The sequence below is a fragment of the Ekhidna sp. genome (assembly GCF_965221965.1).
Classification (GTDB): Bacteria; Bacteroidota; Bacteroidia; order Cytophagales; family Cyclobacteriaceae; genus Ekhidna.
In genome coordinates this window covers 1,473,978-1,489,095 of sequence record NZ_OZ244926.1, presented here as the reverse complement: position 1 = coordinate 1,489,095, position 15,118 = coordinate 1,473,978, and the positions used below count along the sequence as shown (strand labels likewise).

17 protein-coding genes are annotated in these 15,118 nt (G+C 40.7%); 12 read left to right on the top strand and 5 right to left on the bottom strand.

Annotated elements, in window-relative coordinates; translation table 11 throughout:
* Nucleotides 1-33: 33 nt before the first annotated feature.
* From nosZ (ACOQON_RS07260) to ACOQON_RS07245, 4 genes are all read right to left on the bottom strand, one after another.
* On the bottom strand, nucleotides 34-2,001 hold the full coding sequence (nosZ, locus tag ACOQON_RS07260; protein WP_420578262.1) for a Sec-dependent nitrous-oxide reductase: 1,968 nt from the start codon (nucleotides 1,999-2,001) through the stop codon (nucleotides 34-36).
* 12 nt (nucleotides 2,002-2,013) lie between these two features.
* Complete coding sequence (locus ACOQON_RS07255; protein WP_420578261.1) at nucleotides 2,014-2,586, bottom strand: fasciclin domain-containing protein; 573 nt, start codon at nucleotides 2,584-2,586, stop codon at nucleotides 2,014-2,016.
* Between the two features lie 17 nt (nucleotides 2,587-2,603).
* Entirely contained in the window at nucleotides 2,604-3,095 is a 492-nt protein-coding gene (locus ACOQON_RS07250) for a c-type cytochrome (RefSeq protein ID WP_420578260.1), read from the bottom strand.
* A gap of 131 nt (nucleotides 3,096-3,226) precedes the next feature.
* A complete protein-coding gene (locus ACOQON_RS07245) occupies nucleotides 3,227-3,646 on the bottom strand; it encodes an RrF2 family transcriptional regulator (RefSeq protein WP_420578259.1) in 420 nt (139 codons plus the stop codon).
* A gap of 156 nt (nucleotides 3,647-3,802) precedes the next feature.
* On the opposite strand from ACOQON_RS07245, the gene ACOQON_RS07240 reads away from it, so the two are divergent.
* The 12 genes from ACOQON_RS07240 (at nucleotide 3,803) to ACOQON_RS07185 (ending at nucleotide 13,581) form a co-directional block, all read left to right on the top strand.
* Nucleotides 3,803-5,077: a hypothetical protein gene (locus ACOQON_RS07240; RefSeq protein WP_420578258.1), complete on the top strand. Its 1,275-nt coding sequence runs from the start codon at nucleotides 3,803-3,805 to the stop codon at nucleotides 5,075-5,077.
* Nucleotides 5,078-5,079: 2 nt separating this feature from the next.
* On the top strand, nucleotides 5,080-5,574 hold the full coding sequence (locus tag ACOQON_RS07235) for a c-type cytochrome (RefSeq protein ID WP_420578257.1): 495 nt from the start codon (nucleotides 5,080-5,082) through the stop codon (nucleotides 5,572-5,574).
* A gap of 39 nt (nucleotides 5,575-5,613) precedes the next feature.
* Nucleotides 5,614-7,623, top strand: coding sequence for a Sec-dependent nitrous-oxide reductase (gene nosZ / locus ACOQON_RS07230; protein ID WP_420578256.1), 2,010 nt, complete (start codon nucleotides 5,614-5,616; stop codon nucleotides 7,621-7,623).
* Between the two features lie 98 nt (nucleotides 7,624-7,721).
* Nucleotides 7,722-8,303, top strand: a complete 582-nt coding sequence (locus ACOQON_RS07225) for a hypothetical protein (protein WP_420578255.1) — start codon at nucleotides 7,722-7,724, stop codon at nucleotides 8,301-8,303.
* Nucleotides 8,300-8,713 carry a nitrous oxide reductase accessory protein NosL gene (locus ACOQON_RS07220; RefSeq protein ID WP_420578254.1) on the top strand — a complete coding sequence of 138 codons (414 nt, stop codon included), beginning with the start codon at nucleotides 8,300-8,302 and terminating at the stop codon, nucleotides 8,711-8,713. The genes ACOQON_RS07225 and ACOQON_RS07220 overlap by 4 nt, the downstream gene beginning before the upstream one ends.
* A complete protein-coding gene (gene nosD / locus ACOQON_RS07215) occupies nucleotides 8,710-9,957 on the top strand; it encodes a nitrous oxide reductase family maturation protein NosD (RefSeq protein WP_420578253.1) in 1,248 nt (415 codons plus the stop codon). Before ACOQON_RS07220 ends, nosD begins: the two co-directional genes overlap by 4 nt.
* On the top strand, nucleotides 9,954-10,652 hold the full coding sequence (locus tag ACOQON_RS07210; RefSeq protein ID WP_420578252.1) for an ABC transporter ATP-binding protein: 699 nt from the start codon (nucleotides 9,954-9,956) through the stop codon (nucleotides 10,650-10,652). The genes nosD and ACOQON_RS07210 overlap by 4 nt, the downstream gene beginning before the upstream one ends.
* Nucleotides 10,653-10,658: 6 nt before the next feature.
* Entirely contained in the window at nucleotides 10,659-11,426 is a 768-nt protein-coding gene (locus ACOQON_RS07205) for an ABC transporter permease (RefSeq protein WP_420578251.1), read from the top strand.
* Between the two features lie 95 nt (nucleotides 11,427-11,521).
* Nucleotides 11,522-12,079, top strand: coding sequence for a hypothetical protein (locus tag ACOQON_RS07200; RefSeq protein WP_420578250.1), 558 nt, complete (start codon nucleotides 11,522-11,524; stop codon nucleotides 12,077-12,079).
* 26 nt (nucleotides 12,080-12,105) lie between these two features.
* Nucleotides 12,106-12,294 carry a hypothetical protein gene (locus ACOQON_RS07195; protein WP_420578249.1) on the top strand — a complete coding sequence of 63 codons (189 nt, stop codon included), beginning with the start codon at nucleotides 12,106-12,108 and terminating at the stop codon, nucleotides 12,292-12,294.
* Between the two features lie 11 nt (nucleotides 12,295-12,305).
* Nucleotides 12,306-12,950, top strand: a complete 645-nt coding sequence (locus ACOQON_RS07190) for an MCP four helix bundle domain-containing protein (protein ID WP_420578248.1) — start codon at nucleotides 12,306-12,308, stop codon at nucleotides 12,948-12,950.
* 7 nt (nucleotides 12,951-12,957) lie between these two features.
* The gene (locus ACOQON_RS07185) at nucleotides 12,958-13,581 is read left to right on the top strand and encodes an MCP four helix bundle domain-containing protein (protein WP_420578247.1); all 624 of its coding nucleotides are present in this window, start codon (nucleotides 12,958-12,960) and stop codon (nucleotides 13,579-13,581) included.
* A gap of 5 nt (nucleotides 13,582-13,586) precedes the next feature.
* On the opposite strand, the gene hemN is transcribed toward ACOQON_RS07185, so the two are convergent.
* Nucleotides 13,587-14,930 (bottom strand): oxygen-independent coproporphyrinogen III oxidase, encoded by a 1,344-nt coding sequence (hemN, locus tag ACOQON_RS07180; protein ID WP_420578246.1) that lies wholly within the window; start codon nucleotides 14,928-14,930, stop codon nucleotides 13,587-13,589.
* Nucleotides 14,931-15,118: the final 188 nt, after the last annotated feature.

Genomic DNA, 15,118 nt, shown 5'->3' with positions numbered 1-15,118 from the left:
CTGAATCAATTATCAGTCTTACAGCTTTTCATTTTAGATGTCGTCACCGTCCAGGGTATAACTCAACTCGATGTTTGAGTTTGCAGGTGATACTCTAATGTATCCTTGCATTTCCTGGTGAAGTGCAGAGCAGAAGTCCGTACAATAGAACGGCCATATACCTACTTGCTTAGGCTCCCAAAGTGACGTCTTGGTCTGACCAGGCATGACCAGAATTTCAGAAGTTCCCTGACCTATCATGGCAAATCCGTGAGGCACATCAAAGTCTTGTTCATGATTTGTCACATGGAAGTACACCTTATCGCCCACTTTTATGCCCTCAATATTATCAGGAGTAAAATGACTTCTGATCGTAGACATATAGATATGTACCTCGTTACCATCTCTTTCGACTCTAGCTTCCGCCGGACTCTTAATCGCATATGGGTGATTGTTCTCGTCTATTCGATAGATTTTTTTCGAATTGTTCACCAAAAGGTCAGCATCACATCCAGCAGCATAATGTGGTTCTCCATGAGTAGGAAAATCGTACAGGAGTTCCATTTTTTCACCTGAGATATCATAAATCTGTGCAGAGTGCTCCATCTCTGGTCCGGTAGGTAAGTAGCGATCTTTGGTAATCTTGTTCATAGCAACAAGGTACTTGCCATGAGGTTTCCTTGAGTTACCGCCGGGGATCATGAGGTGACCTACAGAGTAATAAGTAGGTTTTCTATCTACTACTTCCCAGGTTCCAAGTTTCCATTTCACCACCTCAGAGGAGATAAAAAATGTAGTATAAGCATTTCCTCTACCGTCAAACTCGGTATGCAAGGGGCCTAAGCCACCACTCTGTACGCTACCGGCCAATACATCTTCATAGTTGAGAATAGGGATACCATAGGCATCACCGTCAAACTTCTTGGCATCAATGGCTGCCAACATTTTATCAAACGAATGAACAGTTATATTTGCGGAAAGTTTCCCTGCCCCAACAATGTACTGTCCACTTGGATCTACGTCACACCCATGAGGTGATTTAGGAGTAGGCAGGAAGTAGATAGCGCCTGGCACCTCAGCAGGATTGACCGTAAGCACTTCATCCTTCATAGTAGATGTAGCTGTGTGTGTAGACTCATCATATACATTATGTGCATACCTGGCGGCCATTTTTGTACCACCCCCATTGTTCACGTATTCTTCGATTTTCTTCCAATTTATCGCAGCGATGAAGTCCTTATCGTTTTGTGACGCATTTACCTCAAGAAGCGTATTAGCTTCTTCCGTATTATACGTAGAGAAGAAAAACCACCCATGAGATTTACCTCTTCCCGGGTGTGAAATGTCATAATCAAATCCTGGCATCAATATCTGAAATTTAATATCCATCTTGCCATCTTCAGGGCCCACACTAATAAATGTTAGTGCGCCTTTAAAGTTATTTTTATACTCATTAATGGGCATATCCCTTTGCGGTACAGGCACAGCAAAACGTGTTCCTGCCACCACATATTCTGTATTTTCAGTAATGAAAGAGGAACTATGGTTACCCGCACTGTTTGGTACTTCCAGGATCTCCTCCGTTTCGAATGTCGTTAGGCTTATTCTGGCAATACGAGGTGTATTATTTCCATTCGCAAAAATCCATCTCCCATCTAACTCTCCGTTGGTTTGTGAGATATCCGGGTGGTGAAGGTCATCCCACGGAATGAAACCAAACGAAGTATTTAACATAGGTTTAGTTTCTTCAGAATACCCATAACCTGAAGTTGGGAACTGAGAAAAAACTGCTATTTCTTTAAACATTCTTCCTGAAGGAAGACCGTATACATTTAGGTTACCACTATAGCCTCCAGAAAGGAAAGCGTATTGTTCATCCCTTTCGCCTGGCGCTACGTACACTTTTTCAGCAATGTTGCTGCTAAGCGCACCATTACCTCCTCTATCCCCTGCCTGACCACAGGAAAACAAGAAGGCAAGAGCGCTTATAAATAGTGCATTTTTAATAATTGTATTTTTCATTTTATTGGTTTTTTAAGGTAAAATCACTTTTTCTACTACATGGATGATTCCATTTGATGCGGGTACTGTTCCAACTATTTTGGCACCTCCAACACTCACATCATCTCCATCTACAGTTACTTCCAGATAGTCACCGGTAGCCATGTAAATTTTTCTTCCCTTCTTAGCCTCTCTTTTAAGAGCGTCTAAATCGAAAGAACCAGGAGCAGCGTGACGAGTGAGTATCGTAGCAAGGTCTCCCTTATTCTCGGGCTTTAACAAGTTTTCAACTGTTCCCTCAGGTAGTGCGTCAAAAGCAGCATTTACCGGTGCAAAAACAGTAAGAGGTCCTGCGTTTACAAGCACATGCTCAATTTGAGCGGCTTGAACTGCGGTAACTAAAGTGCTGTGTGGCTCTGAAGATATCGCTACCTGTAGAATATTCGGGTCTGATACTTCGTCCACAACAGATGCTTGTCCCATCGGGTGGCTTTCGGCAATCGAAGAGGCCTCCGCAGAAGAATCAGCTTCATTCTGAGGAGTACACGACCATATCAATGCAGATAGCACCAATAGGATCAAAGAGCTTAGAATTTTATTTTTCATAGTTTTAAAAGGTTTGGTTATAAGGTTCTGAAGTACTCCAAAATATCACGTGCCTGCTCTTCAGTCATGTTTTGATTAGCCATTGCAGCTCCGTTAAATTCGACTAAAAGATCTTTGGCACATCGATCCTGTTCTACCATTAATTGAGGATCAAGGATCATATTCATAATCCATTCAGGACTTCTTCGTTTCATGATTCCTTTTGGTGAAGGACCGATAAAGCGCTTATCTACCTTATGGCAGGCGCTGCAGTTAGTATTGAAAAGTGCTTGCCCTCTCTCTACCATTTCCTGATCAATGGTCTCAGGAAGTGGTAAATTCTTAATTTTACCTACACCCTTGTTATCCAGTGTGATACGTTCACTGGCTGGGACATTGCTTTCTGCTTCAGCAGATTCTATTTTAGATTGCTCCTTGATCTGATCAATTTTGCTTTTTCCGTCTCCACCACCACATGCTGTGATGATAAAAAGAGCGGCTATTGAAGTGATTGAGAATACTCTGTTCATGACATTTACTATTTAATGGTTCAAAGTTTTAAAGATTCGGATGTCTGAAACATGATCTTCTTCAGCCCCGATTATGATTTATGTTGTTATTTTAAGATTAGAAGATCATTTTATCTTTTATTAAGCAATATTTAAGGTGGTTTTATTCCTTTTGTAATCAATTCCGGATCCCTTATTTCAGTGGCAAGTAGTGTTTCATTCAACTGCTCACGTATCACAATGAATTTAAAATGTACCGGACAAGGATTTTCTCCGGAGCAGGTTTCCAGGCCAAGCACGCAATTCTCCATCAGTTTGTTTCCGTCAATTGCCCTAACTATATCAACCAGTTTGATTTCTCTACTACCCGCTAATTCAAATCCCCCGGTCGGTCCCTTGAATGAAACCAGCAACTCATTTTTCACGAGTTGCTGTAATATTTTGGCTGTAAACGCCACGGGTGAATTAATTGCCTCAGATATCTCTTTCACACCTGTTCTTCTTCCCTCCTGCTCATTGCCAGCAATGTAAATCATGATTTTGATGGCGTATTCACATGCTCTTGAAAACATCTCTTTCCTTTTGATTGCTAAGCTAACTACGGAATCTATTTAGGACAAATTTATCCTTTATTATTTTTAATGATTTTAACAACGATTAGAGTCCATCAGGAAAACAGATAATAATAGAGGTGTGAACTATTCATACAATTTTGTATATTTAGACATATGGGTAACCCCTCACCAGCTACTAGGTTATCGCTATCCCCTTTGGGAAAAAGATGGATGGATATTGCGTTGTTCTTTTTTCTATTGGTAGGTGTTCTGGGCACCCTAATGCGCTATTATTACGTCAATCCCATTTATTACCTTGATTACAAACACATCCTGCATGCACACTCTCATGTTGCTATGCTTGGATGGGCTTTTATGTTGGCCTCCGGAGCAATAATTTTCAATTTTCTGAAGGGCAAAATTGATGTAAAGAAGTATAAACTGATTTTCGTTTTGACTGTGATCAGTACCGTTGGAATGTTGATTTTTTTCACCATAAATGGCTATGGAGTTCTTAGTATAGCTTTTAGCACACTTCATATTTTCACTTCTTATATTTTCTGCTATTATGTATTCCGCGATCTTAAGTATTTGCCAGATTCTATAAGTAAAAAAATTATCCAGTGGGCCCTCTTTTGGATGATCCTTTCTACTATGGGAATTTGGATGATTGGCCCAGTCAGTGCAATAGCTGGCAAATCCAGCTCTTACTTTTACATGGCGGTACAGTTCTTCCTTCATTTTCAATTCAATGGATGGTTTACCTATGCAGCTATTGGCATTTGGATCTATCAGGTAGAGAAAAAACATCCAGCATTCAAGCTCTCCAACTCCACAATATTCCTGCTACATCTTTCTCTACTCTTGACTTATGCACTCAGCATTACCTGGAGTAATCCACTCTCAATTATATTCTACCTGAACACCGCTGGAGTTCTTTTGCAGGTAGTTGCTTTCTTCCTCATTTTTAAAAGAATATTTAAATACGAAAACCCATTCAAAACACTGGCTCAATGGCAGAGCTGGCTTTTCGCTCTTGGAATTTTATGCCTGATGGTTAAAGTGCTTGTTCAAGCCGCTGTAGCATTCCCATTTATCGCTGAGATATCATACACCATCAGAAACTACGTAATTGGCTTTATTCATCTCATCATGCTAGGTTCAGTCACTTTCACATTAGTTGCCATCATGCTAAATGAAAATTTTCTGGCTAATAACAAACTCACCCGATTTGGATGGGGACTTTTCTCCATCGCATTCATTCTCAAAGAACTCGCTCTTTTTTTACAAGGAACTCTTCTTTGGCTTAAAAAGGGATTTATCCCTCATTATCACGAGATTATTCTTGTCGTTACTGCTCTGCTCCCAATCGCCTTGCTCTCCGTCATTATTGGGCAGATAAGGAACACGAGACTTCAAACAATTACACTAAACTCTAAAATCAAATAATCATGAAAGTCTTTAATTATGTCGTTTTATGTGGTAGTTTTTTAATCATGGCAGCTTCCTGTGGAGGTGGCGAAGGTGATAAACGTCCAACAGCTGATGATTTCAAAATGGAAAAGAAAGCAGATCCCAAAGGAATTGGTGAAGTGAAAAGTGTAGAGCTCACCGATCCACTGGAGGAAAGCATGATAAAAAGCGGGAAAGCAATTTATGAGATGAAATGCTCCGCCTGCCATAAGCTCACTGACCAGCGGGTCGTTGGTCCTGGATGGGCTGGAATCACCAACAATAGACGTCCGGAGTGGATCATGAATATGATCACCAATGTGGATGTCATGCTAGACGAAGATCCGGAGGCTCAGAAGCTTTTGGAAGAATGTCTGACCAGGATGCCTAACCAGGGTGTATCTATTGGTGATGCACGAGACATCCTTGAGTACATGAGAAAAAATGACATGGAAAAAGTTGGTTCTAAAGATGAAGCAGTTTCTGGTGGATAATAACCTAAACCTTATTGAAAATTAAAAAACATAATCACTATGAATAACAAACTATTATCAATCCTAACATTCATCTCGATTATGGCCATATCATTTGGTTGTAGTCAAAGAGATGCTAAATCTGTTGTAGAAGGAGACGCAGCAGGGCAGGCATACGTGCCACCTGGTGAGTATGACGAGTATTACGCATTCCTTTCCGGAGGTTTCAGTGGACAAATCACGGCCTACGGACTACCTTCGGGTCGATTGCTTAGAGAAATCCCTGTATTTTCAATGTATCCTGAAAATGGATATGGCTACAGCGAGGAATCTAAGGCAATGTTCCAGACCTCTTATGGCGAAGTGCCATGGGATGACACACACCATATCGAGCTTTCTCAAACAAACGGGGAGTTTGATGGAAGATGGTTGTTCGTGAATGGAAATAACACGCCACGGATAGCACGTGTGGATCTTACCACTTTTGAGACGGTGGAGATTCTTGAAATCCCTGATGTGGCTGGATTACACTGTGCACCATTTATCACCGAAAACTCCGAATACCTGGTTTCAGGTACACGTTTTAGTGTCCCGATTCCACAGGAAGATGTGCCAATTGATACGTATAAGGAAAACTTCAAGGGCTTGATCAATTATGTTTCTGTTGATCAGGAAAGCGGTGAGATGGATCTGAAGTTTCAAATAGAAATGCCCGGCTACAACTATGACCTGGCTAGAAATGGTAAAGCTAAGTCCCACGGATGGAGCTTTCTGACCACTTATAATTCGGAAGGTGCTCATACCCTATTGGAAGTAAATGCTTCGCAAAAGGATAAGGACCTGCTTGCTATTATCAATTGGAAAAAAGCGGAGGAATATCTCGCTCAGGGTAAAGGAAAAGAGCGAACAACCTCTTACATGCATAACTTAGTAGATGAGGGATCAGGTATCGCATCGTCTGAAGAGATGACTTCCACGACTATCTTGAATCCTAAAGACTGCTCGGGAATGGTGTACTTCATCCCGGTACCTAAATCACCTCACGGCTGTGACATCAGCCCGGATGGTGAATACATTGTTGGAAATGGTAAGCTATCTGCTGATATGTCCATTTATTCTTTTGACAAGCTAATGGCAGCTATTGAGGCAGAGAATTTCGATGGTGAAATCGAAGGTATTCCGGTAATCAACTACGAAGCTGGACTTCATGGCATTTTACAGAAGCCGGGACTTGGACCACTGCATACAGAGTTTGATGACAAAGGCAATGCCTACACTACTTTCTTTATTTCTTCTGAGGTAGTGAAATGGGACGTTGAAAGTCTGGAAGTGCTTGACCGAATTGATACCTACTATTCTCCTGGTCACTTAGTGATTCCCGGAGGAGAAACACGCAAGCCTAGTGGAAAATATCTGGTGGCGATGAACAAGATCACCAAAGATCGGTATTTACCTACTGGTCCGGAGTTAGCACATAGTGCTCAGCTTTTTGATATCTCTGGTGAAAAGATGAAGCTAATCCTGGATTTCCCAACGAAAGGAGAGCCTCACTATGCGCAGGCTATTGCAGCTGATAAAGTGATGCCAAACTCTAAGAAGTACTACCCAATTGAGGAGAATGAGCACCCATATGCCGCAAAAGGTGAAGGACAGGCCAAAGTGGTTCGTGATGGGAATGAAGTACACGTGTACATGACTGCCATCAGAAGTCACCTTGCTCCTGATAACATCGAAGGAATCAAGATGGGTGATGAAGTATACTTCCACGTGACTAACCTGGAGCAAGACTGGGATGTACCTCATGGATTTGCGGTACAAGGTGCAAACAATGCAGAATTGCTTGTGATGCCTGGCCAAACCAAAACCCTGAAATGGGAGCCGTTTAAACCAGGGGTGTTTGCTTTCTACTGCACGGATTTTTGTAGTGCACTACACCAGGAGATGTCAGGTTACGTTCGTGTCTCACCTGAAGGGTCTGATACCGAACTTATGTGGGACCTTAATGATGAAAAAAAGAATGAGCCTTCTATGAGAGATATGGCTGAAGAAGAACAAGCAAGCGGTGATTAAATACTAGTCATCGATTGTAAGTCAGGTTTGGGCCTGTCAATTCTGAATTTTCCAGGTTTGGCAGGCTCTTTTTTAAAATCTTTTGAATGAGACCGTCCATGCAAAAATTACTTAAACCAAGAACGCTAATGATATTGTCAGTCATTCTACTGGCTGGCGTATTCCTTTTCCCATTGTGGCAAATCACATTGGAAGCTGCTCAGTTTCCCGGAGGATTGCGGCTAAATATCTGGATCAATAAATTCTCAGGTGACGATGGCACGGATAACATTATCCAAAACATCAATATTCTCAATCACTACATTGGCATGCAGTACATTGAGCCTGATTCAATTCCTGAGTTGAAGTATTTCCCTTATATTATTTATGGGATGATGGGACTTGGAGTCATTGCTTTTGCTATCAATAAAACCTGGAGTTACATAGGGTGGTTTGCGATTATGGCAATTCTTGGCGGACTTGGGGTTTATGATTTCTATTTATGGATGTATGACTATGGGCACAACCTGGACCCCAATGCACCGATAAAAGTCCCTGGCATGGTGTATATGCCTCCCCTCTTTGGAGAGAAAGACCTATTGAATTTTTATGTCAAGTCATATCCTCATCTAGGGACTCTTTTCCTTTCAGTGTCCATTTTATTTTCACTATTGGCAGCAAGAATAAAGAAGAAATCATGAGGACACAATTAAAGCTTTTATGGATAGCGTTGATGTTTTGCACATGCTCATGGAGTGAGGAGAAAATTAAGTTTGGAGAAGACCATTGTGTCTATTGTCGCATGTCTATCTCTGATCCAAGATATGGCGCATTGCTTGTTACTGATAAAGGTCGTATCAGGAAATACGATGCTGCCGAGTGCATGATCAATGATGTGAACGAAAATGCCATTGCAAGTCGAAAAATGATGGTCATCGCTTATGACCAACCGAAAAAATTGATCCATGTCGATTCAGCCTATTTCGTCATTTCAAGTGTATACAACAGTCCTATGGGTGCTAACATGGCTGCTTTTTCTTCGAAAGAAGCGATTACTGATAGCCTCGCTTTATTAACATGGCAACAAGCAAACCAGTCTATACTCAAATGAAGATGGTAATAAGAATACTTCATATTGCTTTAAGTTTTGTAATACTCTCTGCCAAAGCCACTGTTATAGAGGTGTCTGAGGGAGGATCGGTTACCATTGAAACGGCTATTAAAAAATGTGAGGATGGGGATACAGTCCTGATACGGAGTGGAACCTATACTGAAAATTCCATCCTGGTCAACAAAAGAATCACAATTTTAGGAGATGACAGGCCTGTCATAGATGCAGAAAATGAAGCTGCAGATATTTTTATCATTACCGTTGACAGTGTGAAAATTATGGGTTTAATCCTGAAGAATGTTGCTACAAGCTACCTAAAGGAATATGCCGCAATCAAAATCAACCGAGCTGCTCATGGTACCATCAGTAACAATCGGATTCTCGATTGCTTTTTTGGTGTGTACCTGGCTTATGCGAAAAACTATAAAGTCATTGACAATGAAATCATTGGCAATGCGAAAGATGAAGCTTCTGCAGGGAATGCCATCCATGCCTGGAAGGCGTCTAATCTGGAAATAGCTTACAATGAAGTGACTACACACCGTGATGGGATTTATTTTGAGTTTGTGGATGATAGCGAAATCCATCACAACAACAGTTATAGAAACTTACGATATGGCCTTCATTTCATGTTTTCCAATCGGGATGTTTACCATCACAATGAGTTTACTGATAGTGGTGCCGGGGTTGCCGTAATGTTCTCTAAAAATATTCATATGGATGATAATATCTTCAAAAGAAACTGGGGTGGAGCATCTTATGGCCTGCTGCTTAAAGAAATAAGTGACGGATCCATTTCCAACAATAAATTCATTCAAAATACCATTGGTATTTTGGCTGAGGGTGCGAGCAGATTGAAAATGAATAAAAATCAATTTACAAAGAACGGAACTGCCTTAGATATGAAAGGAAATTGTCTGGAAAATGAAGTCTCAGAAAACAACTTCCTCGCAAATACTTTTGATGTGGTGACCAATTCCAAATACAACACAAACTCATACAGCGCTAACTATTGGAGTAACTACTCGGGCTATGATCTGGATCGGGATGGAATCGGGGATATTCCTTACCGACCGGTTAATCTGTATGCTAAAATCACCCATGAGATACCTTCAGCCACGATCATGCTGCAAAGCTTTTTTGTACAGCTTCTTGACCTGGGAGAGCGCTTATTCCCCCAAATGATCCCTGAAGAATTGATAGATGAAAAACCAATGATGCGACCTTATAACTACAACCTATGATAAAGATTTCGCAGCTATCGAAAAAATACGGAAAGCAAACAGTGATTGATGATTTAACACTCGAATTTGATTCGGGAAAATGCATTGCATTGGTTGGCCCCAATGGATCAGGTAAAACCACACTTCTAAAGTGCATTTTGGGAATTGTTTATCCGGATCACGGAACAATCACCGTCAACGATCAGGCTATTCGCACCTCTCCTGCTTATCGGAAGCTCATTGGCTATATGCCACAGATCAATCGATTTCCTGACTCAATGCGTGTGAAGTCATTGTTTGACCTGATGAAATCCATTCGTTCAGATTGTAAGACATACGATTTCGATTTATATGATCAATTTGGTGTCGACGCTATGCTCAATAAAAAACTGAGTCATCTATCCGGTGGAATGGCTCAGAAGGTAAGCGCATCATTGGCCTTTCTTTTTGATCCTCAAATCATCATACTGGATGAGCCAACTGCGGGTTTAGACCCTCAGTCTAATGAGATTTTAAAGGATAAAATCAACCAGTCGACCAAAAGCAATAAATTAATTTTAATCACCTCACATATTCTGAATGACCTGGACGAAATCACGACGGATGTCGTGTACTTATTAGATGGGCAAGTGAACTTTCAAGACTCTTTGTCCAACCTAAGGTCACGTACGTCACACGAAAGACTAAACAAAATCATCGCCGAACTAACCAAATAACCCTTCATGCTTAAGATCAGTAAATTTATTATCTCGGATTTAGTCAGAAATAAGGTACTAATCGCCTACCTGTTGTTTCTTTCTGTCGTTGGCTGGGGGATTTTCTATTTAGAAGGTCAGCCTGAAAAGGCACACATGGTACTACTTCAGGTCACTTTAATCGTTGTTCCGATTTTTTCAATCGTCTTCACAGGCATCTATTTCTACAACTCTCGTGAATTTATCCTTCTGCTTCTCTCCCAGCCCATTCACCGTAAAGTCATTCTAAACAGCCAGCTGCTTGGTCTTATTTTTTCTCACCTGACCGCCTATGTGCTTGGAATTGGCCTACCCTTGCTCATTTTCTACAATAACCCATCAAGCTATTTGCTGATTATTACCGGGATTTTACTCACGATGGTATTTTCCTCCATAGCTGTTTTCGTAGGAGTTTACATTCATGATAAGGCCAAGGGCCTGGGGGCAATGCTTTTTCTATGGGCCTTTTTTGCGTTCATTTTTGATGGCCTGCTGTTGTTGTTTATGTTTCAGTATGGGGACTATCCTATTGAGCGGCCAGTAATGATCATTACATTGTTTAATCCAATTGATACCGCTCGAATCACGGTTATTATGCAAACCGAAGCTTCGGCTCTCATGGGCTTGTCCGGTGCAGTTTTTCAGAAGGTATTTGGAAGTAGTGTTGGAGTAGTTATTGCCTTGATTGACTTGGTGCTGTGGTGCTTTGTTCCTTATCTGTTTGCCAGATATAAGTTTATCAAAAAGGACTTTTAAAGTTGCTTTAAATCTGTTTACTCAGGGTTTACCACATAAAAAAATCACGATTTATTACCTCTTACTTATAAAGATATGTGACGTTAATTTATACTATGCGGTTAACGATCCTATCTATTCTTATCCTATTGGCTTCAATAAAACTTTATGGAAATAGAGGCTTTGAGCCATATACGGTCGAGAAAAAGATTCTGATCCTATCCATTCATCTGGATGCTGAGATGATGAGTCTCTCCAGGTATAAAAACCTTAAAGCCTTTTGCAGTGATATCAGCTACCGACAAGCCATTTTCGGGCTATTGGATCAAATCCATGAATATCATGATATGCTGGAAAAGGAACTGCAGATTACAACCTACAATCATTCTAAAAGAACAATCAGTCGGATCTTACGGCATATGGATCACCTGGACAGGAAATTCAATCCGGATGATTTCACAAACTTCTTTAAAGAACAGTGCTCCATACAATCAACTATAGAGAAGTACTCAGATCACTATAAAGCAGGGTTTGCCAGCCACTCTTACGGAAGCAAAGTATATGCACAAGAGGTGGTCATGTACCGATACCTTAAACGATTAACAAAAAGAGTAAAACGGATTAAAAGACATGTGGAGCACTTCTACATCAGAAGGAAAGTGTGGGAACACTAAGGACTTTGAACTAAACAGAAAGAGAAATGAAAAGCACAGCTAAAATCAAAAACACCATGACCATGCTGGAATACTGTAAACTGCTACTTAATAAGATCAGTTTCAGCGACGAGCTACTTAAAAAGGAATATCAAAAAGGACTCAAATATCTGAATCCCAAAGACCAGGAAGAGCTAAAGCAGTGGCTTCTAATGAAGGGGAAAGTAATTGAATAAATACCGAAGATATGAGATGGAAATACATTCTAAACAAGAAAAGGAACGAGACGATGATCCTGTTCTCTGTTCTGCTAATGATTGTCATGATCGGTTACATGCATAAAAAGAACCTATCGGACATGGAAGAAACTGTAACATCAATTTATGAAGATCGACTTGTAGCTAATGATTACATTTTCGAATTATCACAAAAAATAGCCGGTAAAAAATGGCACATGAGTAATGATCAGAATAATGAAGAGCTTACGAAACTAAATCATGAAATAAACATATTGATTGATGCATATGAGCAAACAAAACTTACCGTGGAGGAGAACTCATTATGGGAAAAACTGAAAAAGGATTTAGCACTTGCCAAAGAATTTGAAAATCAAATTCTTTATAATCCAAACTCAAATCAATGGTCTCAAATCCAACGTCACCTCGATAATCAGTACCAATTGATTCACACTGATTTAGAAGGGCTTTCTGTCATTCAAATTCAGGAGGGAAAAAGTCTCTTGGATGAATCACGGAAAATTATGGCTTCAAATAGCATCAGTAGGCGTCTGGAAGTCGCCCTCATTATAATTGTATTGCTTATCTTTCTGATGTTCAACTCAACCTATAGATTGGTTAGAATTAAGAACAAATGGCATAGTTCGTATAATTAATTAATACATGCGTTGGAAACTCAGTTTTGCACAAAGAATAAGAGCAGGTGCTGCCCTTGCAGTGGTTTTTCTATTAATTATTGCAACCAATCTGATCGATAAGAATCACTTTCGAATTGTTAAGGAAAACCTTACCACAGTTTATGAAGACAGGCTTTTAGCTAAAAACTACCTGTATCGAATATCAAGGCATGTCCAGCAAAAGAAAGAAGTCCTTCAAAGTGCAGACAATGATGAATCAGGAGAGCTTCACCTGGCAATAAATGATTCCATTGGAATGTTTATGGACAAGTTCGCCTCTACCAAGCTAACTGAGAGAGAGTCTCTTCGCTTCGAATCACTTCAAAAAAATATACAAGCACTGAAAAAGTTTGAGAACACTAGTGTTACCAGTGAATCTATAACCCCAGAGGCTCCCATATCAACAAACAGCGAGCAATACTTCGAGGCTGTTTTTCAGGATTTAGATGCATTATTCAAAATTCAATTAGAAGAAGGCAGTCGAGTGATCAGTAGCTCTAATCAAACGATACAATCAAGCGATCTCATCACCAAATTAGAAATCGGTGCTTTGATCATCATTGGCTTTCTTATACAACTTTTAATCTTTCTGAAACCGCTAAAGTCGTAAGGCAATCAGACTGCCTTGCTAAACTGAGGTTCCCGATCAGCCTTGCTCATCCTTGCATCCAGCGCAGTGCAAATCACCCGAATGACTTCTCTTCCCGCAGGTAAAACCTTCATTCCAATTTCATTATACGATATGAGACCTTCCTCCTGCAATTGATCCAGCAATTTGTAATTAAGCGCCACGCAATGCTCCATGAATTCAGACTCATGCCACGTCGTTTCAAAGTCACACATCAGATTCAGGATGTGCTTTCTGAAAAACAAGTCTTGTTTGGTGTGAATGTGGCCTTTTATGATTGGTAGCTCTCCCCTTTCTATTTGCTCATAGTACTTTGGAATGTTCTTCTCATTTTGAGCAAATCCGGACCAGCTATCGCTGATCGAACTCACACCCAAACCAATCAATAGTTTGCTTGTGAATGGCGTGTAGCCCATGAAGTTTCTGTGCAGCTCACCGTTTTTGCGTGCTTCAAGCAATTCATCGCCCGGCAGCACATAATGATCCATGCCCACCTCTTGATAGCCTGCCTGAGTAAAAGCCTCTTTTCCCAGCTGCATAAATCTCCACTTGTTATCCTCATCAGGCAAATGCTGTTCATACGATTTCTGTGCCGGACGCATGGATGGAACATGCGCATAACTGTAGTAGGCGATTCGCTCAGGTCTAAGTTGAATAATCTGATTCAATGTATTTTGAACAGACTCAATGGTTTGCCCTGGTAATCCATAAACCACATCATAATTGACAGAGGTATAGCCGATCTCTCGTGCCTTCTCAGTGATCGCTTTTACCTGCTCGAAAGACTGCATGCGATTGATCAGTTTCTGTACGTCCAGATCAAAATCCTGAATACCAAAGCTGACTCGATCGAAACCAAGTTCATGCAAAGTTTCCAAATGTTTTGAAGTCGTATTGGCCGGGTGCCCTTCAAAACTCATTTGGAATTCTTTGGAAAGGCTTGCTTTCTCAATGATTCCCGATAGCAAGCGATTGAGATTTTCTGGAGCAAAAAATGTGGGCGTTCCCCCTCCCAAATGGATTTCTCGAATCAACGGTTTCTCCGGAAGTTTTTCCAAATACAACTCCCATTCTTTCAATAAGTGATCAATGTAAGGCCCTTCAACCTGATGGTTTTTGGTGATTCGCGTGTTGCATGCGCAATAGGTGCATAGACTCTCACAAAATGGTAAGTGAATGTAAATGCTTACCTCCTTGCTGCTCTCCCAATAGGCGGATTGTAAGGTTTTTTCATAGGCTTTGATGGTAAAGCTTTCAGGCTCCCAGAAAGGAACGGTTGGGTAGCTGGTATATCGTGGAACAGGTTGATTGTACTTTTTCAGGTCTTGCATTCGAATCAAAATTTGACTCAAAGCTATGATCGTCGAAAAGGGCACGGTTTGAGGAATGCAAGGATGAAATATGATTTATGTCAGCCGGCGAGTCGCCGGAGACATTTTATTAGTGTTAAGCCGCTTAAATGTCATCATAATTTCAAACGAAGGACCTCATTCCCTACCCTCAGATACTTCGACAGGCT